This is a genomic window from Vicinamibacterales bacterium, from assembly GCA_041659285.1.
Lineage (GTDB): Bacteria > Acidobacteriota > Vicinamibacteria > Vicinamibacterales > UBA2999 > 12-FULL-67-14b.
On the sequence record JBAZYO010000007.1, the window covers coordinates 38,976 to 65,592 of the forward strand.

The 26,617-nt window shown below is 67.4% G+C and carries 21 protein-coding genes and 2 tRNA genes; 10 read left to right on the forward strand and 13 right to left on the reverse strand.

What is annotated here, in order from left to right; translation table 11 throughout:
* Positions 1–3 precede the first annotated feature (3 nt).
* The 5 genes from WC815_12800 to aat all read right to left on the reverse strand — a co-directional run bounded on the left by WC815_12800 (position 4) and on the right by aat (position 4,095).
* Positions 4–384 carry a hypothetical protein gene (locus WC815_12800; GenBank protein MFA5909651.1) on the reverse strand — a complete coding sequence of 127 codons (381 nt, stop codon included), beginning with the start codon at positions 382–384 and terminating at the stop codon, positions 4–6.
* Positions 381–692, reverse strand: coding sequence for a helix-turn-helix transcriptional regulator (locus tag WC815_12805; GenBank protein ID MFA5909652.1), 312 nt, complete (start codon positions 690–692; stop codon positions 381–383). The genes WC815_12800 and WC815_12805 overlap by 4 nt, the downstream gene beginning before the upstream one ends.
* A 32-nt stretch (positions 693–724) precedes the next feature.
* Complete coding sequence (gene clpA / locus WC815_12810) at positions 725–2,986, reverse strand: ATP-dependent Clp protease ATP-binding subunit ClpA (protein MFA5909653.1); 2,262 nt, start codon at positions 2,984–2,986, stop codon at positions 725–727.
* On the reverse strand, positions 2,983–3,315 hold the full coding sequence (locus tag WC815_12815; GenBank protein MFA5909654.1) for an ATP-dependent Clp protease adaptor ClpS: 333 nt from the start codon (positions 3,313–3,315) through the stop codon (positions 2,983–2,985). The genes clpA and WC815_12815 overlap by 4 nt, the downstream gene beginning before the upstream one ends.
* 87 nt (positions 3,316–3,402) lie before the next feature.
* Complete coding sequence (aat, locus tag WC815_12820; GenBank protein ID MFA5909655.1) at positions 3,403–4,095, reverse strand: leucyl/phenylalanyl-tRNA--protein transferase; 693 nt, start codon at positions 4,093–4,095, stop codon at positions 3,403–3,405.
* A 38-nt stretch (positions 4,096–4,133) separates the two neighbouring features.
* Here aat and WC815_12825 point away from each other — a divergent pair, with 38 nt between their 5' ends.
* The 4 genes from WC815_12825 (at position 4,134) to WC815_12840 (ending at position 6,926) form a co-directional block, all read left to right on the forward strand.
* On the forward strand, positions 4,134–4,346 hold the full coding sequence (locus tag WC815_12825; GenBank protein MFA5909656.1) for a hypothetical protein: 213 nt from the start codon (positions 4,134–4,136) through the stop codon (positions 4,344–4,346).
* 71 nt (positions 4,347–4,417) lie between these two features.
* Positions 4,418–4,492 (forward strand) — tRNA-His (locus WC815_12830).
* Positions 4,493–4,519: 27 nt separating this feature from the next.
* On the forward strand, positions 4,520–5,260 hold the full coding sequence (locus WC815_12835; protein MFA5909657.1) for a class I SAM-dependent methyltransferase: 741 nt from the start codon (positions 4,520–4,522) through the stop codon (positions 5,258–5,260).
* A gap of 67 nt (positions 5,261–5,327) precedes the next feature.
* Positions 5,328–6,926, forward strand: a complete 1,599-nt coding sequence (locus WC815_12840; GenBank protein ID MFA5909658.1) for an Ig-like domain-containing protein — start codon at positions 5,328–5,330, stop codon at positions 6,924–6,926.
* A gap of 3 nt (positions 6,927–6,929) precedes the next feature.
* Here WC815_12840 and WC815_12845 read toward each other — a convergent pair whose 3' ends face one another.
* On the reverse strand, positions 6,930–8,489 hold the full coding sequence (locus WC815_12845) for an HD domain-containing phosphohydrolase (protein MFA5909659.1): 1,560 nt from the start codon (positions 8,487–8,489) through the stop codon (positions 6,930–6,932).
* A gap of 30 nt (positions 8,490–8,519) precedes the next feature.
* Here WC815_12845 and WC815_12850 point away from each other — a divergent pair, with 30 nt between their 5' ends.
* The 3 genes from WC815_12850 (at position 8,520) to WC815_12860 (ending at position 12,073) form a co-directional block, all read left to right on the forward strand.
* The gene (locus WC815_12850) at positions 8,520–9,233 is read left to right on the forward strand and encodes a molybdopterin-dependent oxidoreductase (GenBank protein MFA5909660.1); all 714 of its coding nucleotides are present in this window, start codon (positions 8,520–8,522) and stop codon (positions 9,231–9,233) included.
* Between the two features lie 213 nt (positions 9,234–9,446).
* Complete coding sequence (gene ligD, locus WC815_12855; GenBank protein MFA5909661.1) at positions 9,447–11,477, forward strand: DNA ligase D; 2,031 nt, start codon at positions 9,447–9,449, stop codon at positions 11,475–11,477.
* The gene (locus tag WC815_12860) at positions 11,474–12,073 is read left to right on the forward strand and encodes a molybdenum cofactor guanylyltransferase (protein ID MFA5909662.1); all 600 of its coding nucleotides are present in this window, start codon (positions 11,474–11,476) and stop codon (positions 12,071–12,073) included. The genes ligD and WC815_12860 overlap by 4 nt, the downstream gene beginning before the upstream one ends.
* Here WC815_12860 and WC815_12865 read toward each other — a convergent pair.
* The 4 genes from WC815_12865 to tal form a co-directional block, all read right to left on the reverse strand.
* Complete coding sequence (locus WC815_12865) at positions 12,070–14,232, reverse strand: TonB-dependent receptor (GenBank protein ID MFA5909663.1); 2,163 nt, start codon at positions 14,230–14,232, stop codon at positions 12,070–12,072. The two genes, WC815_12860 and WC815_12865, sit on opposite strands and share 4 nt — an antisense overlap.
* Before the next feature lie 146 nt (positions 14,233–14,378).
* Positions 14,379–17,402, reverse strand: coding sequence for a carboxypeptidase regulatory-like domain-containing protein (locus tag WC815_12870; GenBank protein ID MFA5909664.1), 3,024 nt, complete (start codon positions 17,400–17,402; stop codon positions 14,379–14,381).
* A gap of 79 nt (positions 17,403–17,481) precedes the next feature.
* A complete protein-coding gene (locus WC815_12875) occupies positions 17,482–18,024 on the reverse strand; it encodes a SelL-related redox protein (GenBank protein ID MFA5909665.1) in 543 nt (180 codons plus the stop codon).
* Complete coding sequence (gene tal / locus WC815_12880; protein MFA5909666.1) at positions 17,994–18,956, reverse strand: transaldolase; 963 nt, start codon at positions 18,954–18,956, stop codon at positions 17,994–17,996. Before tal ends, WC815_12875 begins: the two co-directional genes overlap by 31 nt.
* 70 nt (positions 18,957–19,026) lie before the next feature.
* On the opposite strand from tal, the gene pgi reads away from it, so the two are divergent.
* Positions 19,027–21,315, forward strand: coding sequence for a glucose-6-phosphate isomerase (gene pgi, locus WC815_12885; GenBank protein ID MFA5909667.1), 2,289 nt, complete (start codon positions 19,027–19,029; stop codon positions 21,313–21,315).
* 80 nt (positions 21,316–21,395) lie between these two features.
* A tRNA-Arg gene (locus WC815_12890) sits at positions 21,396–21,472 on the forward strand.
* Between the two features lie 73 nt (positions 21,473–21,545).
* Here WC815_12890 and WC815_12895 read toward each other — a convergent pair.
* A complete protein-coding gene (locus tag WC815_12895; GenBank protein MFA5909668.1) occupies positions 21,546–22,211 on the reverse strand; it encodes a Crp/Fnr family transcriptional regulator in 666 nt (221 codons plus the stop codon).
* A 46-nt stretch (positions 22,212–22,257) separates the two neighbouring features.
* Complete coding sequence (locus WC815_12900; GenBank protein ID MFA5909669.1) at positions 22,258–23,322, reverse strand: serine hydrolase; 1,065 nt, start codon at positions 23,320–23,322, stop codon at positions 22,258–22,260.
* Positions 23,323–23,408: 86 nt separating this feature from the next.
* On the opposite strand from WC815_12900, the gene WC815_12905 reads away from it, so the two are divergent.
* Positions 23,409–25,757 carry a DPP IV N-terminal domain-containing protein gene (locus WC815_12905; GenBank protein MFA5909670.1) on the forward strand — a complete coding sequence of 783 codons (2,349 nt, stop codon included), beginning with the start codon at positions 23,409–23,411 and terminating at the stop codon, positions 25,755–25,757.
* A gap of 335 nt (positions 25,758–26,092) precedes the next feature.
* Here the strand turns inward: WC815_12905 and WC815_12910 are convergent, their stop codons facing one another.
* Complete coding sequence (locus WC815_12910; protein ID MFA5909671.1) at positions 26,093–26,512, reverse strand: hypothetical protein; 420 nt, start codon at positions 26,510–26,512, stop codon at positions 26,093–26,095.
* Positions 26,513–26,617: the final 105 nt, after the last annotated feature.

Below are 26,617 nucleotides of genomic sequence, written 5' to 3' on the forward strand. Positions count from 1 at the left end.
GACTCAGCCGACCGGCGGCACGCGGCGGCGCTCGGGCCAGAAGCAGGCCATCACCGGGCCAAGCGACAGAAACAGCACGCCGATCGCGACGATGAAGAGGTGGTCCGAAAGTGAGACGAAGTCGGCGAAGATCGTCAGCAAGACGATGTTGTAGCAAGCAGTCATCAGCGTGAGGGCGACGAAAAAGCCGGAGCCGCGCGCGGCTTCATCACGAAGCCCGCCGGCCACGGCCCGGATCACCGCAAGATGGTTCGCGGCTTGCCTGAGCCGCCCCGCCCCGCGATCAAATTGCAGGTCGGCGAGCGCGGGCGCGACGATGAGTTCAACGCTGCGACTGGAGAGAAACCGATCGGCAAACGCAATGACCCGCGACTCGAAGCTCATTGCGCCTCCGCCGGCTTCAGCGCGAGCGCCTCACGCAGGGTGGCAAACGCCTCGTGTACTTTGAGGCCATAGGGCGTAGCGCGGTAAAGGCGGCGTGGCAACCCGCTGGCGCCGGGGTTCCTCTCTTCCTGCCAGGAGTCGACGAACCCCTTGCCCTCCATGCGGGCCAGGATCACGTAGACGGATCCGCGTTTCAGGGCGCCGCTGGAGGCGTCGACGAGCTCGAGACCATAGCGCTCGCCATTGCCGAGGATCGCCATCACCAGCGACTCGGTACGCGACATCGAGGGCAACCGTGGGTCAGTCACGGCGGCCACTCTTACATTTTGTCAGCCTGAAGTCAAGCCGCGGGAACTGGGTCTTTACCGTCGTGGCTGAGCTGAAGGGCGCCGGCCTTCAGTGACACCACGATTCGGTCGCCGTCCTTGACGTCGCCGAACAGCAGCAGCTCCGACAGTGGCTTCTTGATCGACTTCTCCACCAGGCGCGCCATCGGCCGGGCGCCGAAGGCGCGGTCGAACCCCTTCTCGGCCAGCCAGGCGCGCGCCGCGGGCTCCAGCTCGATCTGGATCTTGCGGCCCGCCACCAGCGCCCGCAGTTCATCGATGTGCTTGTCCACCACCAGCTCGATCTCACGCGTGCCCAGGGGCAGGAAGTGCACGGTGGCATCGAGGCGGTTGCGGAACTCGGGCGCGAACACGCGCTCCAGCACGCCGGTGGCCTTCGACGCCTCGCCGGCCTCGCGGAAGCCCATGCGCCGGCCCGACAGGTCACGGGCGCCGGCATTGGTGGTCATGATCAGGATGACGTGCCGGAAGTCGGCATGCCGGCCGTGCGTGTCGGTGAGCGTGGCGTGGTCCATGACCTGCAGGAGGATCGCGAACAGGTCCGGATGCGCCTTTTCGATTTCGTCGAGCAGCAGCACCGCGTGCGGTGACTTGCGGACCGCGTCGATCAGCAGGCCGCCCTCCTCGTAGCCCACGTACCCCGGCGGCGCGCCAATCAGCCGCGACACGGCGTGCTTCTCCATGTATTCCGACATGTCGAAGCGCAGGAACTCCACCTTGAGCACGCGCGCCAGCTGGCGCGCGAGCTCGGTCTTGCCGACGCCGGTGGGGCCGGCGAACAGGAAGTTGCCCATCGGCTTGTCGGCGGCCCGCAGCCCCGAGCGCGACAGCTTGATCGCCGACGCCACTTCGTCGATCGCCGCGTCCTGCCCGAAGATCACCGCGCGCAGTTCGCTCTCCAGGTTCTTGAGCGCCACCTTGTCGTCGCTCGACACCGCCTGCACGGGCACCCGCGCCATCTTGGCGATGACCTTCTCGATGTCGCTGACGGCGATGATGCGACCCGCGCCCTCCGCCTCCCGGCTGGTGTCGAGCTTGACCGAGGCACCGGCTTCGTCGATCACGTCGATCGCCTTGTCGGGCAGGTGCAGATCCTTGAGGTGGCGCGTTGACAGCGCGACGGCCGCCTCGATCGCCTCATCCGAATAGGTCACGCCGTGGTGTTGCTCGTACGACGCCTTGAGGCCCTTCAGAATCGCGACCGTCTCCACTTCCGACGGCTCCAGCACTTCGATCTTCTGGAACCGGCGCGACAGCGCGCGGTCCTTGTCGAACGACTGCTTGACGTCGGCAAACGTCGTCGAGCCGATGCACCGCAGCGCCCCCGAGGCGAGGGCCGGCTTCAGCAGGTTCCCCGCATCCATCGTCCCGCCCGACGCCGAGCCGGCACCGACCATGGTGTGGATCTCGTCGATGAAGAGGATGGCATGGTCGTGCCTGGCGAGGGCGTCGAGCACCTGCTTGACGCGCTCTTCGAAGTCGCCGCGATAGCGCGTGCCGGCCACCAGCGAGCCCATGTCGAGCGAGAACACGCGGATGCCCTTCAGCGGCTCCGGCACGTCGTTTTGGTGGATGCGCAGCGCCAGCCCTTCGGCGAGCGCGGTCTTGCCGACGCCCGGTTCGCCGACCAGCAGCGGGTTGTTCTTGCGGCGGCGGCACAGCACCTGGATCATCCGCTCGAGCTCGAGCTGGCGGCCAATCAGCGGATCGATGGCCCCCTTCGCGGCCTTGGCGACGAGGTCGGTGGCGTAGGCCTCCAGCGGATCCTTCACGCCCGTCTCGCCACCGTCCGGCGCGACAGTGCCTTCTTTCTCCCCGCCATGCGAGATGGCGCGGAGCAGCGTCAGCCGATCCAGTCCCTGCTTCCGCAGGAAATAGGCGGCGTGGCTGTCTTCTTCCTGCAGCAGGAAGACCAGCAGCGCGCCGCTCTCCACCTGCTGCGCGCTCGACGAGGCGGCGTGGACGACGGCGCGTTCGACGACGCGGTCGAAGCCGAGCGTCGATTCGGGCTTCACGGCCTTGCGCCCGGGCACCGGCGTAAAGGCGCGCTCCAGCACGTCGTCCAGGTCCTTGCGCAGCTCGGCCAGGTCAACGCGGCAGGCGGTGAGAATGTCGCGGGCCTGCGGATCCTCGATCAGCGCGTGGAGCATGTGCTCGAGGCTGACCAGATCGTGACGGCGCTCGGCGGCCACGCGGAACGCGCGACGGATGCTTTCCAGCGTGTCGGGGGCGAAGGGAACGGGGGTACGGCTCATGCGCGGGCTCCCTCGGGATCGGGTTCAAGCGTGACGAGCAGCGGAAACTCGTGCTGCTCGGCGAGCTTCTGCGTGGCCTTGACCTTGGTCTCGGCCACGTCGCGGGTGAAGAGGCCGGCCACGCCGACGCCCGCCTGGTGCACGTGCATCATCACTGAGTGAGCCTCCGCGGGCGGCATGTTGAACACGGTTTCGAGCACCCAGACCACGAATTCCTGCGTCGTGAAATCGTCGTTGTGCAGCAGGACCCGCCACAGCCGCGGGTTCTCGACCCGTTCGTCGGCGCGGGACTCGGTCTGGACCCCATCTGCAATTTTCGGAACGGCCACGCACTGATCATACCGCTCCCGCGAGGGGACTGACCCCGAGCAAGAAGTGCCGAGGGGTCTGTCCCCTTCGCATCATGCGCGATCGGCTCAGACCAAGAGATCCGGATCAAGGGTCCAGCGAGGTGGCGGTTCGAGGATCAGGCGCGCCACCTCGGCCACGAACCGGCGCCGAGGCATGGCGGTGGCGCCCAGCGATAACAGGTGCTCGGTCTCGAGCTGGCAGTCGATCAAGGGAAAGGCCCAGCGGCCGAGTTGCGCCGCCAGGTAGGCCATGGCAATCTTCGACCCGTCGGTGCGGCGCGAGAACATCGATTCGCCGAAGAACATCCGGCCCACGGCCACGCCGTAAATCCCACCCGCGAGCGCACCGTCCATCCACACTTCGATCGAATGGGCGAACCCCTGCCGGTGCAAGGCCAGGTAGGCACTCTTCATCTGCGGCGTCAGCCAGGTGCCGCCATCATCCAGGCGCGGCGCGGCGCATTCGTCGAGCACCGCCGCGAACGCGGCGTCGATAGTGACGGTGAAGTCGCGCTTCTTCAGCCGCTTCCGCAGGGAATGCGAGACGTGGAACTCACCCGGCACGAGCACGATGCGCGGATCGGGCGACCACCAGAGAATGGGGTCGCCTTCGTTGAACCACGGAAAGATGCCGTGGCGGTAGGCGTCCAGCAGACGCCGGGGTGTGAGGTCGGCGCCGGCGGCCAGCAGACCGTCCGGTTCGTCGAGGGCCCGCTCTACCGGGGGAAACGGTTCGGCCGGGCCGAGGAAGGGGATCATGTTAAGCTGAGTAACCCCTGAGATAGGCAATCCGGCGCATGGTCTGGTTCTTCGAACGGCAAGGCACGTTTATCCGCTGCGAAACCCGCGCGTCCGAGACTGGAGCCGGTTTCGAGTTGGTCGTCATCAATCCCGACGGTTCCGAGCGTGTCGAACACTTCGACGATTCGGGGACGCTGGCGCGGCGGCAGGTCGAGCTCGAAAGCACGCTGACCCACGACGGCTGGCACGGGCCCTTCGGACGCATCTAGACTCGTCGCGAGCGTCTTAGTTTTTACTTCTGACTTCCGCCTTGCTACAATCAGTGTCTTCCGACCCCGTGGTGAGTGTAGCTCAGGGGTAGAGCCCCGGATTGTGGATCCGGCCGTCGCGGGTTCGAATCCCGTCACTCACCCCAATTTCCAAATTAGCGAGCGACCGATTGATGATTGACGATTGGTTGCGCGACCTCGAGGCGCGGCACTTCGCCAACCTGCGATTCAGCGAGGTCACGCGGGCGCTGCGGGCGCTGTCGTCGGCCTACGTCGAGCGGCGCGAAAGCGCCCTGTCGGACCACCGCGCGCTGGACGGCGCCGGCAAGCGCGCCGCGTTCGCGCTGTACTACGGCCCCATTCACTTCGAACTCCTCCGCGCGATCGCCGCGCAGCTGGGCCAGCCGCGCCGGCCCGGGCTGGTCGTCGATCTCGGCTGCGGCACCGGCGTCGCCGGCGCCGCCATCGCGCTCGCCACCACCCCGCCGTCACGCGTGCTCGGCCTCGACACCCACCCCTGGACGCTGGACGAGGCGCGCTTCACCTATCGGGCGCTGGGCCTCAACGCCGAAGCCCGCCGCGGACACGCCGGGCGCGCGCGCATTCCCGCCGACGCCACGTTCGTGGTCGCCGCGTTTGTCGTCAACGAATTGGGCCAGGGCGAGCGCGACGACCTGCTGCGCGAGCTGAAGGCGGCCATCAGCCGCGGCGTCGCGGTGTTGATCGTCGAGCCCATCTCGCTGCGCATCTCGCCGTGGTGGGAGGAATGGGCCGCCGCCTTCCTGCAAATGGGCGGGCGCGCCGACGAGTGGAAGATCCGCGTCGACCTGCCGCCCATCGTCAAGCGGCTCGCCAAGGCCTCGAGCCTGCGTCCCGACTCGCTGACGGCGCGAAGCCTGTTCGCCGCGAAATAGCCCGATCCGCCGCCGGTGCATGTTCATGCACTGTCGCCGCCGCCGCCGTTTGCGTACCCTCGACGCTATGAAGGCGAATCCCATTGCACGACAGTTGAAGTGCGCGGCCTGGAGCGTCGTGGCCGCCTCGCTGGCGATGGCGGCATGCAGCCCGGGGGCCTCCCCCACATCCCCGTCGGCCGCGGCACCCGTGGCCGTGGCATCCGCCCTTGAACCGCCCGTGGCCGCCGCCCCGCTGGTGCCCACCCCGACGGTGCCGGCACCGGGCTTGGCCGCGGGCGCGATTACGTCGATCGCGGTCGAACCCGCCCGGGTGCGCGGCGGCGAGTCCGCGGTCGGTACCGTGACGCTCGCGGCAGCCGCGCCGGCCGGAGGCATGACGGTGACCCTCACCAGCAGCGACCGCGACGTGAGGCCACCGGCCGCGATCACCATCGCCGCCGGACAAACGGTTGGGATGTTCAACATTCCCACCAGCGAACCGCATGCCGACACGGATGTGCGCCTCACGGCGACGACGACGGATGACAGCGCGACGACCGGCATCGTGCTGGTGCTGCCGGCGCCAGGCGCGCATACCGACAACTACTCGATGACCACCGGCAGCACGCTGGTCGTGGCGGCGCCCGGCATTCTCGACAACGACGCCAGGCGGCGGGGCCACGACCTCACTGCCGTCCTCCGCCTGCCGCCGCTCGGCGGGACCCTCTCGCTCAACAACGCCGGCGGATTCACCTATCAACCGAACGCCGGCTACGTCGGCACCGACCGCTTCACGTACTGGGCCGTGGACGGGACGACGAGAAGCAACGAAGCGCATGTCTGGATTACGGTAGCGGCTGCGATCATCGCCACCACGCCGACGCCGGCGCCAACCGGCTCGTCCACGCCGGCGCCAACCGGCTCGTCCACGTCGGCGCCGACCGGCTCACAGACCTTCAGCTACACGGGTGCCGCGCAAACCTTCGTCGTCCCCGAGGGTGTCACGCAGATCACCGTCGAGGCCTACGGCGCCCAGGGCGGCACCGGACTGACCAGCGGCCTGGCCGGTGGCACCGCAGGCCTTGGCGGCTTCATCCGCGCAACGCTCGCCGTCACCGCGGGTGCAAGCTATCAAGTCAATGTCGGCGGGCAGGGCGCGAACGGTGCCAGCGGTGTGGCCGGGGGCGGCGCCGGCGGCGGGGCGTCAGACCTCCGTACTGGAGGCACTTCGACCGCCAACCGGGTGCTCGTCGCCGGCGGCGGCGGCGGCGGCGGCCTCGGTTTCACGGGGAATGGCGCGGGAGGCGCCGGAGGTGCCGGTGGCGCGCTGACCGGCGCGGCTGGCGGCGGCACGACCTCTGGCGCGGGTGGCGGCACCGGCGGCACACAGGCCGCGGGAGGGAGTGGCGGTGGTGGCGGCGCCGTGGGCGTGGCCGGTGCATTGGCACAAGGCGGCAACGGCGCGGGCGCCTCCGGCAATACCGTCGGCGGGTTCAACGGCGGCGGCAATGGTCGCGCCCCCGGCGCCGGGGGTGGCGGCTACCACGGCGGCGGTGGCGGCGGCCAGGCCAACTCCGGCGGCGGGGGCGGCGGTGGGTCGTCGTTCGCCATCGCGACCGCGACCAACGTCACGCACCAGCAAGGTGGGCGTTCGGGCAACGGCGAGGTGCGGATTACCTGGTAACGGCTACGCGTCGGCCTTCATCACATCGGGATTGGGCGAGCTGGGTAATGCCAGCTCGCCCTTCTCGTGCAGTTCGACCGCGGCCTTGACCATCGCCGGATCGAACGCCTTGCCCTCGAGGTCGCGCACCATCTGCAGCGCCTCCTCGAGCGGCAGTCCCTTCCGGTAAGAACGGTCCGACGTCAGCGCGTCGAGAAAATCGGCGACGCCGAGCAGGCGGCCGAGCAGCGGAATCTCCTCGCCCTTCAAGCCCTCGGGATAGCCGTTCCCGTCCCACCGCTCGTGGTGATACTTCACCCCTGGCAACAGCCTCACCACCTTCTGGCTCTGGATGTTGGAGAGGATGCGCGCGCCGTGCAGCGGGTGCAGGCGCATTTCGCCGAACTCCGAGTCGGTCAGCTTGCCGGGCTTGTTCAGGATGGCGTCGGGCACGCCGATCTTGCCGACGTCGTGCAGCAGCCCCGACAACTCGACCACCGCGCGGCTCTCGGCATCGAAGCCCAGGTGCCCCGCCAGGCGGACGCCGAACGCGGCCACGCGCTCGGAATGCTTGTGCGTGTAGCCGTCCTTGGCGTCGATGATCGAGGCGATCGCCTTCATCACGTCGAGGAACAGCCGCTCCACTTCCGCCATCAGGCGCGCGCGGTGGAGCGCGATGCCGGCCTGGTTCCCCACCGCCGCCAGCAGTTCCAGCTCCGCCTCGCTGAATTCCTGCGACACCTGGCTGTCGACGTAGAGCACGCCCAGGATGGCGTCGGTGGTGCGCATCGGCGCGCACATCACCGAGCGGATGCGCTGCTGCACGATGCTCTCGCCGCCGACGTAGCGCTCATCCGCGAGCGCGTCGTCGGTGTAGGCGGAGATGCCCTTCTCGAGCACGTCGTTGACGACGGTGCGCGACAGCGTGACGGCGCCCGAGGCGCCGCCGTCCTTCGTGCGGACCGCCACCATGCTGACGTCGCCGGTATCGCTGCCGGGCGGGCGCATCAGGATGGCCGCGCGATCGCCGCCACTCACCTCGAGAATGGCGCTGAGGATGGAATCGAACAACGCTTCCACGCTCGAGGCCCGCGACAGCAGGTCCGACACCTTGTGCAGCATGGTCAGGTACTTCTGCGCCGAGGCCAGCAGGTCGGCGTCATCCTTGCGCTGGGAGACCTGCGACAGGAACTCGAGCCGGGTCGGATCGACGGCGCGCTGCACCAGCGTCTGGCTGCGCGCCTCGACGATGCTCAGCGAGGTCGTGCTGTGGAGGCCGCGGCCAGGCGCGTTGGCGTCGAGCAGCTCGATCACCGTCGAGCCAATGCGGACCTTGTCCCCGGTTGCCAGTTCGGCCGTCGCGATCCGGCGCTCGTTCACATAGGTGCCGTTGGCCGACTGCAGGTCGGCCAGCACGCACACCTGCTCGCGCGCCGTAATCGTGCAGTGGCGCCGTGACGCGGCTTCGTCGTCCACCACCACGTCGCAGCCCTTCAGCCGCCCGATGGCGATGGTCTGCCCGGTGGTGAGCGCCACGGTCCGCCCCGCTTCCTTGCCGGACCGCACGACGAACTCGAATCGCATGGGCAGATGATAATGAAGAAGGAGCGTTCTTTGCCAGAAACCGACAACAGCCTGGTGGCCAGGCGCTTGCGCTATCTCGAACGACAACGGGAACTCCACCGCGACCGGACCACCGTCGCCTTTGAGGGCCGCGCGCCGGAAGGCACCGGCCCGATCAACCGGCACGGCATGCCCAAGCTCCCCACCGGCCAGCGCCAGGTGCCCAATTGGCCCGTGCTCGACCTGGGCGACTCGCCCACCGTGGCGCTCGACGACTGGCGGCTCGAGGTCGGCGGCCATTGCGACAATCCGCTCACGCTGACCTGGCGGGAGTTCCTCGATCTGCCGCAAGCCGAAGACGTGAGTGATTTTCACTGCGTGACGACGTGGAGCCGCATGGACAACCGGTGGCAGGGCGTCAGGTTCAGGACCCTCGCGGAGATGGCGGTGCCGGCGCCGGACGCCACGCACGTGCTCTGCACGGGCTACGACCACATGCCCGGGACCCGCATTCCCTACACGACCAACCTGCCGCTGGCGCGGGCGGTGGAAGACGACGTGCTGCTCGTGCACTCGTGGGAAGACCAGCCGCTTCCGCACGAGCACGGCGGACCGTGCCGGATGATCACGCCGAAGCTGTATGCGTGGAAGGGCACCAAGTGGATCCGCAAGATCGAGTTCCTGGCCGGCAACAAGCCGGGGTTCTGGGAAGAGCGCGGGTATTCCGATACCGCCGAGCCGTGGTTTGATGACCGGTACTCGTGACCGGGTTGGGGTCGCTCGCTGCGCTCGCTCTTGGGGCTAGGCGCTTCGCGCCTCGTGGGGCTCGCTGCTGCGCAGCTCGTAGGGCTCGCTTCGCTCGTGGGGCCCCAGCAGGCCGCGGCGCGGCCGACCCCCACGAGGCGCGCAGCGCCGAGCCCCAAGAGCGAGCGCAGCGAGCGACCCCACCCCGATCCCCGATCGCGATAGCATCTTCCCGTGTTCGCTGCCAAAGACCTCCGGCCCATGCTGGCGACGCTGCCGGCGCAACCGCCCGCGCTGACGGCGGCGGAATTCGTCTACGAACCGAAGTACGACGGCATCCGCGCCATCGTCGAAGTGGTACCCGGCGACGGCCCGGCGGGCGTGCGGCTGTGGTCACGCAACGGCAACGAGAAGACCGCGCAGTTCCCCGACATCGTCGAAGCGGTCGGCGCGTGGGGCCGCCGCTTGCCGGGCCCCGTGGTCCTCGACGGCGAGGTCACCGCGCTCGACGCCCACGGCAGGCCGGCCGGCTTCCAGCGGCTGCAGCATCGCATCCACGTCAGCGTGCCGGGCTATCGATCGAACAAGGCCATGCGGTCGCCGGATCAGCAGCCCGCCGCGCTGATCGTGTTCGACCTGCTCCGCGACGGCGACGACGACCTGCGGGCGAAGCCGCTGACCGATCGGCGCGCGCGGCTGGAGGCGCTGTTCCGCCAGCACAAGCCGCCCTCCTCCCTCGTCCGCTTCACCGAGCAGGCCGTTGGCGACGGCAAGGCCCTGATGGCCCGCGCGAAGAAAGAGGGGTGGGAAGGCCTGCTGGTCAAGCTGGCGCGCGCGCCCTATCGCGCCGGGAAGCGCAGCCCCGAATGGCTGAAGCTGAAGCTCCACAAGCAGGACGAGTTCGTGATTGGCGGATGGACGGCGCCGCAGGGCGCCCGCGCGCACTTCGGCGCGCTGGTTCTCGGCGCGAGAGGCGAGTCTGGCGCGCTCGAGTATGCGGGCGACGTCGGCACCGGCTTCACCGAAGCCGAGCTGACGCGGCTGATGGGCCTGCTCAAGCGGATCGAGACGCCGACGTGCCCGTTCGCGGTGAAACCGAAGGTCAAAGACACGGTGCACTGGGTCAAGCCGCTGCTGGTCGCGCAGGTGCGCTACACGGAGATGACGGATGAAGGACGGTTGCGACATCCCTCTTATCTGGGCCTCCGCGATGACAAGGCCGCAGCCTCAGTCGTCAAGCCGACGCCCGTACCGAACAAGAAGCTCACAGCGGCAATGGCTCCCATCGCCGAAGAGAAGCTGACGCCGAAAGAGGTCGAGGAGCTCCTCGCCCAACTGACCGCACTCGAGAAGGCGCGCAAGAACGGCAAGCTGACGTTGCCCAACGGCGACACGCTCGAGGTCACCAACCTTCACAAGATCTTCTGGCCGCGCGGCAAGCAGACCAAGGGCGACCTGCTGCGCCACTACGCGCGCGTCGCGCCATACCTCCTTCCCGTCGTCCACAACCGCCCGCTGGTCATGAAGCGGCTGCCCAATGGCGTGGACGGGCCGTCGTTCTACCAGCATCGCGCGCCGGAGCCGGTGCCGCCCGGGGTGCGCGTGGAGACGCTGAAGGGCGATGACGTGCCGTCGCGGCTGATCGGCGGCTCGCTGAAGAGCCTGCTCTACATGGCGCAGCTCGCCTCGATCTCGATGGACCCATGGTTCTCCACCATGAACGACCTCGACTCCGCCGACCAGGTCGCCATCGACCTCGACCCGCAACCGGGCGCCACCTTCTCGCAGATTCTCGACGTGGCGCGGTGGGTGCAGGAAGAACTGGATCGCGTCAAGGTCCCCGGCTTCCCGAAAACGTCCGGCTCCGAAGGGCTGCACATCTTCATCCCGCTGCCGAAAGGCACGCCCTATACCGCCGGCATGATCTTCTGCCAGATCATCGCGACCCTGGTGGCGACCAAGCATCCGAAGGTGGCCACCGTCGAGCGGGCGGTGCGGCGGCGGAAAGAGAAGACCATCTACGTGGACTACCTGCAGAACATCCGGGGCAAGACCCTGGCGTGCGCTTACAGCGCGCGCGCCAGCGCGTTTGCCGGCGTGTCCACGCCGCTGACCTGGACGGAAGTGCACGACTCGCCGGCGCCACAGGACTTCACCATCGACACCATCAACGTGCGGATCGCGAAGGCCGGCGACCTGTGGGCGAAGCTGCGGTCGCACAAGGGCGCGGACCTGCTGGGCGCCATCGACAAGCTCAGGAAATGAGCACCACCGGCATCGTCCTCTGCGGTGGGCGCTCCACGCGCATGGGCCGCGACAAGGCCGCGCTGCCGTTCGGCGACGAGACCCTGCTGGCGCGCGTGGTCCGCCTGGTGGCGACGGCCGTGGACCACGTGATCGTGGTCGGCCACACCACCCAGGCGCTGCCCGCCGCTGTCCGCGTGGAACGCGACGAGGCCGAAGGGCTCGGGCCGCTGGCCGGCCTCGCACGCGGCCTGCGGATCAGCACCACGGACCTCAACTTCGTCACCGCTTGCGACATGCCGCTGCTCCGGCCCGCGGTGATCCGGCGGCTCTTCGACGTGATTGGTGACGCCGACGCCTGCGTGCCGGTGGATGCGACACACGCGATGGTGCTGTGCGGCGTCTATCGGCGCTCGTTGCTGCCGGCCGCCGACGCGCTCATCGCTTCCGGGCAGTTGCGCCTGCGGGCGCTGGCGGATGGCGCACAAACGAAACGGGTCGACACCGCGGCGTTCCGCGACATCGACCCGCATCTCGACAGCTTCTTCAGTTGCGATACGCCCGAGGCGTATCAGCAGGCGTTGGTCCGCCTAAAGGCGGACGCCACATCCGCCTAGAACGTGAACCTCAACTCGCCAATGATTTGGCGCTTCAGGATGTCGCCGAACACGTGCGACTGGATGTCCTCGTTGGTGAGGTTGATCCCCTTGATGGTGGCGGTGACCTTGTCGCGCGCGAACTTGACGCCGAACGCGCCGTTCACCTGCGTGTAGGCCTCGGTCGGTCCGGTGAAGCGGGCGTCGAGCACGTCCTGCCACACCGCGTCATCGACGTAGCTGACCGAGAGGTTGCCGAGGAAGTGCCCCTGGCTGAAGTTCAGGCCGGCGTTGAACCGGTTCTTCGGCGGCAGGTTCACTTCCGACTTCGGGAAGTCCGGGTCGGGCTCCGCCTGGTAGGAATAGTTGGCGAACAGGTTGAGCGCCTCGTTGACGGCGCCGTCGATGCCCAGCTCGAAGCCCTTGTTCTTGACGGTGCCGAGATTGCGGTAGCTGAACTCCGACGGCAGGCCGCCGGTGTCGCAACGGGACGCGGTGCAGGCGGGCGGCAGCACCTCGAGCACCACCGCGGGCAGCGGCCACCGCGGGGGCGGCGCCGCGGCGCGATAGCGGCCGGTCTGGGTGAAGAAGATCTCGTCGCGGTTGGTCGTGAAGTACACCGACGCCGACAACGTGGCGCGGTTCCGGATGACGCCGGTGTAGCCGACCTCGAACGATTCGGTGGACTCTTCCTTGAGCGACTCGTTGCCGATGGCCTGGACCGGGAAGTTGTAGATCACGCCGTTCAACAGCGGGTTGATCGCGCCCAGGTTCAGCTGGTTGACGATGGCCGTCTCCAGGTAATTGTTGATCAGCGACGGCGACCGGAACGCCTTGTTGAACGACAGGCGCACGGCGTGGTCGGCGGCGGGCTTGAGAATCAGCGCGGCGCGGGGCGAGAACACCGGGTTCTCGATATTGTCGTACTTGTCCACCCGGGCGCCGATGCTGACGCGCACCTTGTTGTTGAAGAAGATCTCGTCCTGCACGTAGCTGCCCATCTCGGTGCGGTTGTCACCGCGCGGGGCAATCGACAGGTCGAAGCTGTTGAAGCGAACGTTGCCGCCGTAGCTCAGCACGTGGCGGCCGCCGAAGGTGTTGATGTTGCCGACCTCGAAGTCGTAGGTCTTGGTGTCGAACTTGAAGAGAATCGGCTTGCCGTCCACGCCGATGGCGAGCAGCCCCGAGGCGTCGCCGTTCAGCATGTTGGTGAAGAAGTTGAACTTGAAGGCGTTGCGCGCGTAGCGCATGGTGCCGTAGGTCACGCCGACGCCGGTCATGTCGAACGGCCCGATGCCGGTGTGGATGATGCCGTCGGTGCCCGAGTAGCCGCCCGCGAACGCCAGCTTGTACTTGCCTTCCGGCGCGTCGTAATCGACGCGGGTGTCGAACTTCGGCTGCGTCGTGCCCTGGTTGGCGAAGGCCGGGTACTGGGTGCCGGTGCCGTTCGGGATGGCGCCGGTCGGCCGCGGGAACGCGTCGGAGGTGTAGCCGCCCGCGGAGATCTTGTAGGCCCAGCGATCGTTCACCGCCCGGGCGTGCGTGCCGTTGATGCCGAACAGCGAGCCGGCGCCGAGCTTCTCGCCCTTGGCGGTATCGCGGTCGAAGGTGCCGAACGTGATGGTGGCGCTGTTGCCGTCCAACTCGCGCGGCGTCTTCGAGATGAAGTTGATCACGCCGTTCATGGCGTTGGCGCCCCACACCGCTGACGCCGGTCCGCGGATCACTTCGATCTGCTTCAGCTCGTTCGGGTTCACCGGCAGCAGGTCCCAGGCCACGAAGCCGAAGAAGTCGAGGTAGAGGCTGCGGCCGTCGAGCAGCGCCAGCGTCGAGGTGGCCAGCGTCGAGGTGGCGCCGCGCATCGTGATGTTGAAGTCGCGCGCGGAGGTCTGCGACAGGTTGACACCGGGCACCGATCGGAACAGCTCGGCGTAGTTGGTCGCCGGCGTCGAGGCGATCACATCCGCCGACACCACCGACACCGTGGCCGGCGCGTTGACGAGTTGCTGCTCGACCTTCGACGCGGTCACGACAACCTGCTCTTCATAGACGGGCTTCTCTTCCGGCTTCGGGGGTTGCTGTGGCGCCGGAGTGGGAGCCGGCGTGGGTGCCTGGGCGAATACAGCGGTTGAACTGGCCAGGGCCAGGGTCAAAACAACCGCCAATCGGCGAGCCGTCATGGAGCCTCCCTAATCAAGGGGACGATATGTCCCCGTGTCGACGCTTTCGAACAATCGAGCACTGCCATGATACCGCCCCGCCGGACCGGGCGGTCTGCTCGAAGCGTGCGAAAGGGCACACGCCACGCCGCCGCGCCACCTACCGGCTAAAAACTCACCTTGAGGGCGAGTTGCACCTGCAGCGGCGACGCCGCCTGCGTGAATTGGCCGAACGTCTGGAGCGGCGTGCCTGGATACGCCCCGGTGCCGAAGATGTTGTTGATCTCCGTGTAGTTCGTCCGGTTGAGCAGATTGAACACCTCGAAGATCCCATCCACGCTCGCTCTGCCCGCCAGGCGAAAGCGCCGGCTCACGCGCAGATCCACGGTGGCCTGATTCGGCATGGTCCCGCGGTTCCGTCCGACGCTGGAGGCGGCGTCGGCCGGCGCCGTCCGGGCGCGATCGGGCGGGAACGCGCCGCCGTTGCCGTCGCCGTTGAGATCGGCGCCCGCCAGGATGTTGTACGGCCGTCCCGACGCCACGGTCACGATCGACGACAGCTGCACGTCGCCCGGCGCGACGACGAGGCCGCTCAGGACGAAACGGTGCCGTTGGTCCTGCGTCGAGGGCCCGCGCTCCAGGTCCGGGTTGAACCCGACGGGCACGCCGAGCAGGTCCTCCCGGTTTCGGCCCCGGCCGTTGTTCTCGGGCACGAACGCGCTCTGGTAATCGGTCGAGTTGTCCTCGGCCGTCGACAGCGTGTAGCTGGCCAGGAACTGATGGCGACGGCTGAACCGCTTGCTGGCCGACACGGTCAGCGCGCGGTACCAGGTCTCGCCAAACGACGTGTATTGCAGAATCGAGGCCGAGGTGCCAGGGACGCCGTTGACGTCCTCGGGACGACGGCCGGCGCCGAGCGCGGGAACGATGGGGTTGTAGTCGATGGTCCCGACCTGCTCGAGGCCGCGCGCGTAGACGAAGTTCGCCGAGAGGGCGAGCTGGCCCGCCAGCTCGCGATCGATCCCGACCGAGCCGTGATGCGCGTAGGGTGTCTTGAGTCCCGGATCGATGGAGATTTCCAGGCTTGGATACGTGCCCACGGCCGCTTCCGGGAGTCGCCGGCCCGGTGCGTTCCAGGCCCCAATCGGCAGCGGGTTGGGCAGTTGCGCGACCAGCGTGCGGACGTTGGTATCGCCGTTGACCAGGTTGGTGATCCCGGCCAGCGCCGTCATGTGATTGTCGAAGAAGATCCCATAGGCGCCGTGCACCGACGTCTTCCTGTCGCCGATCGGATCCCAGGCGAACGACAGGCGCGGCGCCACGTTGTTGTTGTCGGATGGGAACGCATACGCATCGATGCCGCGAACCGTGTAGGTGAAACCGGGCCAGAACTGTCTTTGGTAGCGGAGCCCGAGCTTCAGCGTGAAGTTCGACGTCAGGCGCCAGTCGTCCTGCGCGAACAGCGAGAGATCGCTCACCTTGTAGCTGTTGACCGGATTGCCGTAGCCCTGCACGTAGGCCGCCGGCAGGCCCAGCGCGACCGCTTGAATCGCGTTGATGACGGGAAACGGCAGGCCGAACAGGGCGCCCGGCAGCGCCGCGGCGAAGATGTAGCGGCCACCAAAGTGCAGCGGCAGGGCTTCGTCCCGGTTGTCGATCGAGCTGAAGTCAAGGCCAGCCTTGAACTGATGGTCGCCCACATAATAGCTGGCGGTATCGATGATCTGTGCGCGCCGGCTGTGCCGCGGCTGCGGCGTGAAGCGCTGACGGCCGACGCTGGCAAACCCGGTGACCTCGAGCGTCGGGCCGCCCTGATCGTTGGCGGTGCACGGGCCCAGGCATCGCGGGTCGAGCGAGTTGACGTTCTGATCGCGCTTCGCGTACTGCACCCGCAACTCGTTGACGAACCGCATGCCGCTCACTTTGGTGTGCGACGCGGCCGCCATGTAGTCCGTGCTGTCGAGCGAGGCGCCGCGGCTGCGTGCCGTCTGACCGCCCCAGGCCTCGATGTTCTCATTGAACGCGTCCGCGTAGTTGAAGCGCACCGCCAGGTTCTGGTCCTGGGTCAGCTGCTGATCGACCTTGGCCAGGAACTGATTGCCCTTGACCGTGTAGGGGACGTTCCCCGTCTCAACGACAAACCCGGCACGCTCGAGAATCTGCTTCGGCGTGCCGAGAGCGGTCGGGCCCAGCATCACCACGTTGCGATCGTCAATGGTGACGAAGTTGTTGGTGTCAACGTCGAGCCGTTCGAACGACAGGAAGTAGAAGCTCTTGTCCCGCCTGACCGGTCCGCCGAGGGTGAAACCAAACTGCTTCTGGCCGTACGACGCCTTGTCGCGATCGATCGCATTGGCGGCGGAATCGAACTTCTCGAAGTGCTCTTTCGCGTTGAGCGCCTCGTCGCGAAAATACCCAAACAGGTTGCCCGCCAGCCGGTTGGTGCCGCTCTTGGTCACGATGTTGACGACGCCGCCCGACGCCTTGCCGAATTCAGCCGAGTAGGAATTGGTGAGGACCTGAAATTCGCGGACCGCCTCCTGACTGAAGGTCGCGCGCACGGCGCCGACCGCGGCGTCGTTGTTGTCGACGCCGTCCACCGTGATGTTGTTCGAGCGCGCGCGCTGGCCCGCGAAGGTCAGGCCGGAGGTCGCCGAGGCGCCCTGCTGCGGCGTGCGATCGGTCGTCACGCCCGGCGTGATGACCGAAAACGAGATGAAGTTGCGGCCGTTGATCGGCAGGCTTTCGATCTGCTGTTGCGACACGACGGTGGCGACGGCCGTCTTCTGGGTGTCGACCAGCGGCGCTTCCGCAACCACGGTAACCTGCTCCTGCGCACCCGAGACGGTCAGCGTGAACTCGACGTCAACGGCGGAGCCGAGCGCCAACTGAACGCCCTCACGCGCCTGCGGCGAGAACCCCTGGAGCTCGGCGCGAAGGCGGTAGATCCCGGGCGGCAGCGCCAGCACCGCGAAGCGGCCGTCGCCGGACGTGACGGCCGTGCGGACGAGCCCCGTGTCGGCATTGGTCACGGTCACCGTGACGCCCGGCAGCACCGCCTGCGATTGGTCGTAGACCACGCCACTGAGGTCCGCGCTGGTCGACCGTGTTTGAGCGAATGCCGTTCCCGAGATGATGAGGACCGTGACCAGGGCCAGGGCGAGCGATACAGCGCAAGAGCGGTTCACCATGGGCGCCTCCTCAGGCAGCTGCGAAATCAGACGCCTCAACGCGAACACCGCGCGGCGGCGACGGTTCCGATCGACAGAATTAGGGTGAAGACATTGTAACGCCCGCCACGCCGCTCCGAACCAGGCGAACGTAGTCGGGTCGATCGGCCGGGGACTGGTGTCGATACTCGGCCAGGATGGCACGCCCCTGCACAACAAAGACGCCCGGCAATTGACGCATCAGTTCGGCCGGCTGGGTGCCGAACCCGTGCGACAGGGCGCACACCGCACCGCGCGCCCACACCACCGGATCCACCAGGGCCGCGGCCCCGGTTCGGCCCAGCCCGAACGCGCGATAGTGTTCGAGCCCGGGATCGCTGACGTGAACCACGTCGGCCAGGCCGTATCTCGCGAACCAGGGTGCCGCTTCGTCCGGAGGGGCGCCGTGAATGAACGCCACGCGGACGCCCGCCGCATCGAGCTGGGGTTTGACGGCGGCGACGTCGGCCATCGCCTCGCGGCAGAAGGTGCAGCCAAACGAGCGCAGCAACACCACGAGCACCGGCGCGGTGGCCGGCAAGCCGCGAAGGGGCGACCCTTGCGGCAGGTCGATTACGCCGTGGCCAGGGCCTTGGCCGCCCATTGCTCCAACTTGCGCCCGTCCTCGTAGAACCGGCGGATGCCGTCCGACAACTTCTCCACCGCCATCGCGTCCTGGTTGTGGAGCCAGCGGTAGGTCTTCTCGTCAAGCGTGATCTTCTCCTCGGCCGAGGATCGCGCGGCCTCGGGCGTCAGCCGCGGCGTGATCGCGCCATCGGCCTGCTGCAGTACCTCGAGCAGATCCGGGCTGATGGTGAGCAGGTCGCAGCCGGCCAGGTGCACGATCTGATCGACCTTGCGGAAGCTGGCGCCCATCACCTGGGTCCGATACCCGTACTTCTTGTAGTAGTGATAAATGCGGGTGACCGACGAGACGCCGGGATCCTCGTCGGCGGGAATCTCGGCGCCGCGCTCCTTGCGGTAGTAGTCGTAAATGCGGCCGACGAACGGCGAGATCAGCGTGACGCCCGCCTCGGCGCACGCCACCGCCTGCGCAAAGCTGAACAGCAGCGTCAGGTTGCAGTGGATGCCTTCGCGCTCGAGCTCGGCGGCGGCGCGAATGCCCTCCCACGTGCTCCCCACCTTGATCAGGACACGTTCACGGTCGATGCCCGCCTCCTGGTAGAGGCCAATCAGCTCCCGCGCCTTCGCCACCGTCGCCGCGGCGTCAAAACTCAGGCGCGCATCGACCTCGGTCGAGACCCGGCCCGGGACGATTTTCAGGATCTCGCGGCCGAAGTTCACCGCCAGGCGATCCATGAACGCCTCGGTCCGCTTGCCGCCGGCCAGGCCCAGGCGATCCGCGTCGGCCAGCGCCGCTTCAACCAGCGGCCGATAGGCCGGTTGCTGCGCCGCCTTCAGCAGCAGCGACGGGTTGGTGGTGGCGTCCTGGGGGCGGAACTGCCGCATCGCTTCGATGTCGCCGGTGTCGGCGACGACGGTGGTCACGCGCTTGAGCGAGTCGAGCAAAGACATGCAGATAAGGATACCCGAGGAGTGGGGCTTGGTCCCAAGCCACGACCGGTGCATATATGCTGGAGCATTCATGCAGGTCTTGGTCATCGACGTCGGCGGCAGCCACGTCAAACTCATGCACACCGGCAGCACCGAGACGCGCAAGTTCGACTCGGGCGATGGGTTCACGCCGCGGCAGGTCGTGGACGGCGCGTTGCCGCTGATTGCCGACTGGGCGTTCGACGCCATCACCATCGGCGTCCCCAGCCCCGTCATCCGCGGCGCCGTCGTCGCAGAGCCCTGGAACCTCGGCCAGGGTTGGGTCGGATTCGACTGGGCGGCCGCGTTCGGCGTGCCGGTCAAGGTGATGAACGACGCCGCGATGCAGGCCCTGGGCAGCGACGAGGGCGGGCGCATGCTCTTCCTCGGGCTGGGCTCCGGGCTCGGTACCGCGCTGGTGGATGAAGGGACGGTCGTCGCGCTGGAACTGGCCCACCTGCCGTTCAAGGACCAGACGTTCGAGGACCTGCTCGGCAAGCGAGGGCTGGACGCGCTGGGTGAAGAGCGTTGGCGGGCCGCCGTGCTCGAGGGCGCGGAGCTGCTGCGCGCCGCCGTGGCCGCCGAGTACGTCGTGCTCGGGGGCGGCAACGCCCGGCTGTTCACCGAGCTGCCGCCGCGCATCCATCGCGGCCACAACGACAAGGCGTTCGAGGGCGGCTTCCGCGCGTGGGACCAGCCTGAGCCGGCGTCCGAGGCGCCGGCACCGGGCCTGCGCGCCCTCGCCGTGTTCGCGCCGCGCCAGCACCTGCGCGACCTGTTCGCGACCGACCCCGGCCGCGCCGAGCGCTTCTCCCTCCACGTCGGCGAGCACCTCCACGTCGACTTCTCGAAGAACCTCATCACCGACGACTCGATGGCGGCGCTGGTCGAACTGGCGCGCAAGACCGGCGTCGAGGCGCTGCGCGACCGGATGTTCGCCGGCGACGCCGTCAACACCACCGAGAACCGCGCGGTCCTGCACGTCGCGCTGCGCAACCGCTCCTCGCGCCCGATGTTCGTGGATGGCCACGACGTGATGCCGGACGTGCGCGCCGCACTGGAGCACATCCGCCGCTTCACCGAGGCCGTGCGCGGCGGCGCGTGGCTCGGCTACTCCGGCTTGCGCATCACCGACGTCGTCAACATCGGCATTGGCGGGTCGGACCTCGGGCCGGCGATGGTGACCCAGGCCCTGGCGCCCTACGCCCGCGAAGGCCCGCGGGTGCACTTCGTCTCGAACGTGGACGGCACGCACCTCTCGGAAACCCTGCGGCGCCTGCACCCGGCGACGACGCTCTTCACCGTGGCGTCGAAGACGTTCACCACGCAGGAGACCATGACCAACGCGCGATCGGCGCGCGCCTGGTGCCTGGCCCGCGCCCAGGACGAAGCCGCCATCGCCCGGCACTTCGTGGCCATCTCGACCAACGCGGCCGAAGTCGGCAAGTTCGGCATCGCCGCCGAGAACATGTTCGTGTTCTGGAACTGGGTGGGCGGCCGCTACTCGCTGTGGTCGTCGATCGGCCTCCCGATCGCGCTCGCGACCGGCTACGGCCACTTCGAGCAGGTGCTGGACGGCGCTCACGAGATGGACGAGCACTTCCGGACCACCCCGATCGAGCGCAACGTGCCGATGGTGCTCGGCCTGTTGGGCGTCTGGTACGCAAGCGTGCTCGGCGCCGAGAGCCACGCGGTGTTGCCGTACGAGCAGTACTTGAGCCGGCTCCCGGCATTCCTGCAGCAGCTCGACATGGAGAGCAACGGCAAGCGCGTCGACCGCGACGGCCACCCCGTCACCACCCCCACGGCGCCCATCGTCTGGGGCGAGCCGGGCACCAACGGGCAGCACGCGTTCTTCCAGTTGTTGCACCAGGGCACGCGCCTGGTGCCGTGCGACTTCCTCGCCGGCATCCAGTCGCATGACCAGACCGGCGATCATCACCGGCTGCTGCTCGCCAACTGCCTGGCCCAGACCGAGGCGTTGATGCGGGGCAAGACCGAAGGGGAAGTGCGCGACGAGCTCGTCGCGCAGGGGTTGTCGGGCGCGGCGCTCGAGCGGCTGCTGCCGCACAAGGTGTTCCCGGGCAACCGCCCGTCAACGACGATTCTCTATCGCAAGCTGGGCCCGCGCGCCATCGGCATGCTGCTGGCGATGTACGAACACAAGGTGTTCACGATGGGCGCGATCTGGAACATCAACTCGTTCGACCAGTGGGGCGTCGAGCTCGGGAAGCAGCTGGCCACCACGGTGGCCGCCGATCTCGTGTCGCCGGCCACCGCCGCCGGCCACGACAGCTCGACCAACCGGCTGATCAACCTGGCGAAGCAGTACCTCGCCTAGCCGAGCGGGGGCCGCCCGCCCGCCCTCGGCCAGGCCGGGTGCGCGGAACGCGCGGCGAAGCTGATATGATGCTGTGTCGCGCGCCCATAGCTCAACTGGATAGAGCGTTGGCCTCCGAAGCCAAAGGTTGCAGGTTCAAGTCCTACTGGGCGCACCAGCCTTCGCTCACCTCACGGAACTAGGTAGCACAGTGCCAAGTATTGGCATCGTGCTGCCTTGGCACTTGGTGCCTAGTCGTGAAGCACGATGCTCAACAGCGACCTGTTGACCTTGATGGTGCCGTTGTATTCGATGAACCCCAGCTTGCGGAACTTGTTCATGAAGAAGTTCACGCGCGACCGCGTCGTGCCCACCATTTCCGCGAGCGTCTCCTGCGACAGCCTCGGCAATACCCGAATCGGGGCGTCGTCGTTGCCGTAGCGCGCCAGCAACAGCAGTGTCCGGGCCAGGCGCTTCTCGCTCGAGTTGAACAGCTGATCGACCAGGTCTTCCTCGATGCGGATGTTGCGTCCCAGCATGTGCGCGATGAACCGATCCGAAAACGCCGCCTGCTCGTGCAGCGTCCGCATCATCTCGCGCTTCGGGATGCGAACCAGCGTCGTGGCCACGACCGCGGTGGCGCTGCCCATCCTCAAGGGCTGAGCCGCCAGGCAGCCCTCACCGAAGAAGTCTCCGGGGCCGAGCATGGCGACCACCGCTTCTTTGCCCACCGTTGACAGCACCGACAGCTTGACGCCGCCGTCCTGAATGTAGAAGACGTCGCTGGCACTGGCCCCCTGGGCAAACACCACCGAACCGCGCGCGGCCCGCATGACCCGCCGGGGGAGCCCGTTGGCCTCGAGATACTGCTCCAGTTTGAACGGCGCGGTCTTGGTCGCTGGGTGCTTCGGTGGCATAAAGCTGATCTCTGCACAATCGATGCCGCCGATCGTGCCCACACGGCTACGGCAGAGATGGCCGCGAGCCCGCGGCGGCAATCGCCGGAATGACCGACCGCTCCACGAGGTCGTAAATCGCGCCAAGGTGGTCGCGGCGCTCACGGCTCACATCCGACCGTGACGTCGTCACGACCACCAGCTGCATGTCGGGGATGATGAAGACGAACTGCCCGCCGTAGCCCCACGCGTAGTAGGCCTCGTGCCCGGCGAGCTCGCGAATCCAGAAGCCGTAGCCGTACTCGCGGTCGCTCCCCCAGCGTGAACGGCCACGCGGCACCCGCGTCTCCGCGATCCAGCTCTTCGGCAGAAGTTGTCGATCGCCGATCCGGCCGTCGTTCAGGTAAAGCTCCCCGAAGCGCACCATCTGCCGCGACGTCATCAGCATCTCGTTGCCGCCGAAGAACACGCCCTGCGGGTCCTGCGTCCAACGCGCCAGCGAAAACCCCAGCGGCCTGGCCAGCGCTTCCTGCGCGAACTGCCACGTGCTGGTCTTCGTGGCCTTGGTCAGGATCGCCGACAGCAAGTGCGAGCTGCCGGTGCTGTACTCCACGCGCGTGCCGGGTGGCTCCGCCAGCGGGCGCGACAGCACGTAGCGCACCCAGTTCGGGCTCTGCACCCACGCGCCGTAGTCGCGTCCGCTCGTGGACGGCAGGCCCGACCTCATCGTCAGCAGATCCTCGATGGTGATGGCGCGCTTCAGCGCGTCGCGATCTTTCGTCAGTTCCGGAAAGTAGTCGGCGATCGGCTGCCGGACGTTCTTGATCAGCCCGCGCGACACCGCCATGCCGACCAGCGCCGAGATCACGCTCTTGGACGCCGACTTGATGTTCACCGGCTGCGCCGCCCGCGCGCCGCCGAAGTAGCGCTCGAGCACGAGCTCGCCGCGATGACTGACCAGCAGGCTGCGCAACCGCGGCAGCCCGGCCGCCGCCTTGGCCGCCGGTTCAAGATCAATCCCGGCTGCCGGTCCGAGCGCAATGTAGTGTCCGCCTTCAGGCGGACCCAGGGCATTCGCCGGACGCCACAGCAACACGACAATCGCCACCAGCGACACTGCGCACCGGGTCATATAGGAGGCCGATTGAATATCACATTTCAGCTAAGATCCCGATGATTCGTGGAGCGTGGCTTATGGATGTATTGAAGAAGTTATCTGTGTTATCTGTGTCATCTGCGGCCCTGGTGATGATCTCTGCGTCATCTGCGGCAGCACAGGTCACGCGCACGGACTACGAGCGCGCGCAGGCGCTGCAGACCCAATACGAAGCACTGGCCGTCCACGTCCCCGAGCCGGCCACGTGGATTGGCACCACCCATCGTTTCTACTATCGACGTTCCCTCACCGACGGCTACGAGTTCGTCACCGTGGATGCCGACATCAGACAGAAGCAGCCGTCGTTCGACCACGCCCGCCTGGCGGAGTCGCTGTCGAAGGCGGCGTCGAAGGCCTACACCGCGCACAAGCTGCCCTTCCAGTCGTTCACCTTCAACGACGCGCTGAGCGCCATCGACATGACCATCGACGGCGCCCGCTGGACGTGCGTGCTCGCCGACTATGCCTGCCGCACGCCGGAGCTGCCGCCGCCCGGTGAGATTCGCCGCGGCATCAATGGTCCGGTGCGCGGCGACATTTCGGCGGCCACGCCGCGGCCGCGCCTGTCGCCCGATGGCAAGTGGATGGCGTTCATCGACAACTACAACCTCGCCATCCGCCCGTTCGGCGGCGACCCTTCGACAAGCTCAGGGTCGTCCCGAGCAAGGTCGAGGGGCGACAAGCGCACGGCGCTCAGCACCGACGGCTCGGAGGGCAACTATTACGACGGCGCCTCGATCGTGTGGTCGCCCGACTCCAGCAAGCTCGCCGCCTACCGCGTGCGGCCCGGCTATCGGCGCCTCGTCCATTACGTGTCGTCGTCTCCGGAAGACCAGTTGCAGCCGGAGCACTGGGCTGTCCAGTACGCCAAGCCCGGTGATCAGCTCGACCTCGAGCATCCAGTGCTGTTCGAGGTGCGGAGCCAGAAGCAGGTGATCGTCGATTCGCGGTTGTTCCCGAATCCGTTCGACATGTCGGACCTGGTGTGGCGCAAAGACAGCCGCGGGTTCACCTTCGAATACAACCAGCGCGGGCACCAGGTCTATCGCGTGATCGAGGTCGATGCGCAAACCGGCGCCGCCCGCGCCGTGATTGCCGAGGAGCCGAAGACCTTCTTCTACTACAACCGCTCCGCCGCGACGCTGCAGGCCGGCAAGCGCTTCCGCTACGATCTGAACGACGGCAAGGAAGTGGTGTGGATGTCGGAGCGCGACGGCTGGAACCATCTCTACCTGGTCGACGGCGCCACCGGCGCGGTGAACACCCAAATCACGAAGGGCGCGTGGCCGGTGCGGCACGTGCTAAAGGTGGATGAAGAGAAGCGCCAGCTCTGGTTCAGCGCCGGCGGCATGACGGCCGGCCAGGATCCCTACTTCCAGCACTACTACCGCATCAACCTCGATGGCACCGGCCTCACGCCCCTCACCGCCACCGACGCCAATCACGTCGTCGAGTTCTCGTCGGACATGACGATGTTCGTGGATCACTACTCGCGAGTGGACATGGCGAGCGTATTGGAACTGCGACGTTCGGAGGGAGGGGGCTTCAGCCCCCTCCCCATCGAAATCGAAAGGGGCGACATCAGCGGGTTGACCAAGGCCGGCTGGCGCGCGCCGGAGGTGTCCGTGGCCAAGGGCCGCGACGGCGCCACCGACATCTGGGGATTGGTGTGGAAGCCGACGCGGTTCGATCCGTCGAAGAAGTATCCGGTGATCGAGTACATCTACGCCGGCCCGCACGGCACGCACACGCCGAAGACGTTTTCGGCGTTCACGCCCATGCAGGCGCAGGCCGAGCTCGGCTTCATCGTCGTGCAGATGGACGGCATGGGCACGTCGAACCGGTCGAAGGCGTTCCAGGACGTGGCGTGGCAGAACATCAAGGACGCGGGGTTCCCCGATCGCATCCTCTGGCACCGGGCCTACGCGGCGAAGAATCCGTGGTACGACATCACGCGCGTCGGCATCTACGGCGGCTCCGCGGGCGGCCAGAACGCGATGGGCGCGTTGCTGTTCCATCCCGACTTCTACAAGGTGGCGGTGTCGTACGCGGGCTGCCATGACAACCGCATGGACAAGATCTGGTGGAACGAGCAGTGGATGGGATGGCCGATCGGCCCGCAGTACTCCGCCTCGTCAAACGTCGATCACGCGTGGCGGCTGCAGGGCAAGCTCCTGCTGATCGTCGGCGAGCTCGATACCAACGTCGATCCCTCGTCCACCCTGCAGGTGGTGAGCGCGCTGCTCAAGGCCAACAAGAATTTCGACTACCTGATGGTTCCGGGCGCCGAACACAACGCCGGCCGCGGTGGTGAGTACGCCGACTACGGCGAGCGCAAGCGCTTCGACTTCTTCGTCCGCCACCTGCTCGGCCAGAACCCACCCGAATGGAGCGCGGCGTCCTCAAAGTAGCATCCGGCATTAATGTGGCGTCCGGCTTTAGCCGGACCGCGCAATGTGGTGTCCGGCTTTAGCCGGACCATGGGCTCGGCGCTCGCGCGAAGCGGCATGTCCCGGCGTTCGCTCTCCTTCGCCGGTCAAATCTCCCTCCGGCGCATTAAGCGCAGAGCGAAGCATGTAGTGCCAGGCTGCGCCTGCGTAGCCTCCGGTCGATTTGTCTGCCAGTAACCCGCGTCGGCTCAGTCGAACGCTCACGCCGGGACATGCCACTCCGCACGAGCGCGCGGTCGCCCCTCCTCCCGCCGGGTTGCGCTTGCGTGGAAGCTGACGGCAAGCGGCCGCCGCGTTCAGCGGATCGGTTCGGCGGTGTAAATCAGTCCGGAGTGGTTGCTGATGTACGCAAACCCGCACGGGTCGGTCGTGTCCTTGATCGCGAACCAATAGCCGTCCGGCGTCACGTCAAGCGTCAGCTTCCACCCCGGCAGGATGTCGGCATCCGGGCTGAACGAGACGCGCTTCGAGAACTCGTTCGGATTCGCGCGCATGCTTGCGGCCCAGGGCGAGTCTGCGAGCTGCGCATGACTGAAGAAGACCCTCGCTCGAGAGTTCGGTTGGTTGAACTGGAGGTTATTGATGGTCCGCGTCGCCGTGAGCGCCTCACGCCGGCGCACCGTCTGCTCCGCGGCTTCGTTTGGGCCGTGAAGGCATTGTTGCGCATAGGCCGACGCCGAAATCGACAACGAGATGATCGTGAATGCAATTGCCAATCTTCGCATCGCTGCCCCCATTCCGCCCTATTCCGGTTCGTGTGCCGGCTCATGCTCCGCCCTGGTCCTCGAAGCTATCGAATCGCGTCGGCGTAACGTACCGCG

Coding starts and splice junctions, on each gene's coding strand:
- WC815_12800 (MFA5909651.1), bottom strand. CDS start 384: ATGAGCTTCGAGTCGCGGGTCATTGCGTTTGCCGATCGGTTTCTCTCC.
- clpA (MFA5909653.1), bottom strand. CDS start 2,986: ATGAGCCGTACCCCCGTTCCCTTCGCCCCCGACACGCTGGAAAGCATC.
- aat (MFA5909655.1), bottom strand. CDS start 4,095: ATGATCCCCTTCCTCGGCCCGGCCGAACCGTTTCCCCCGGTAGAGCGG.
- WC815_12825 (MFA5909656.1), top strand. CDS start 4,134: ATGGTCTGGTTCTTCGAACGGCAAGGCACGTTTATCCGCTGCGAAACC.
- WC815_12835 (MFA5909657.1), top strand. CDS start 4,520: ATGATTGACGATTGGTTGCGCGACCTCGAGGCGCGGCACTTCGCCAAC.
- WC815_12840 (MFA5909658.1), top strand. CDS start 5,328: ATGAAGGCGAATCCCATTGCACGACAGTTGAAGTGCGCGGCCTGGAGC.
- WC815_12845 (MFA5909659.1), bottom strand. CDS start 8,489: ATGCGATTCGAGTTCGTCGTGCGGTCCGGCAAGGAAGCGGGGCGGACC.
- WC815_12860 (MFA5909662.1), top strand. CDS start 11,474: ATGAGCACCACCGGCATCGTCCTCTGCGGTGGGCGCTCCACGCGCATG.
- WC815_12865 (MFA5909663.1), bottom strand. CDS start 14,232: ATGACGGCTCGCCGATTGGCGGTTGTTTTGACCCTGGCCCTGGCCAGT.
- WC815_12870 (MFA5909664.1), bottom strand. CDS start 17,402: ATGGTGAACCGCTCTTGCGCTGTATCGCTCGCCCTGGCCCTGGTCACG.
- WC815_12875 (MFA5909665.1), bottom strand. CDS start 18,024: ATGGGCGGCCAAGGCCCTGGCCACGGCGTAATCGACCTGCCGCAAGGG.
- tal (MFA5909666.1), bottom strand. CDS start 18,956: ATGTCTTTGCTCGACTCGCTCAAGCGCGTGACCACCGTCGTCGCCGAC.
- pgi (MFA5909667.1), top strand. CDS start 19,027: ATGCAGGTCTTGGTCATCGACGTCGGCGGCAGCCACGTCAAACTCATG.
- WC815_12895 (MFA5909668.1), bottom strand. CDS start 22,211: ATGCCACCGAAGCACCCAGCGACCAAGACCGCGCCGTTCAAACTGGAG.
- WC815_12900 (MFA5909669.1), bottom strand. CDS start 23,322: ATGACCCGGTGCGCAGTGTCGCTGGTGGCGATTGTCGTGTTGCTGTGG.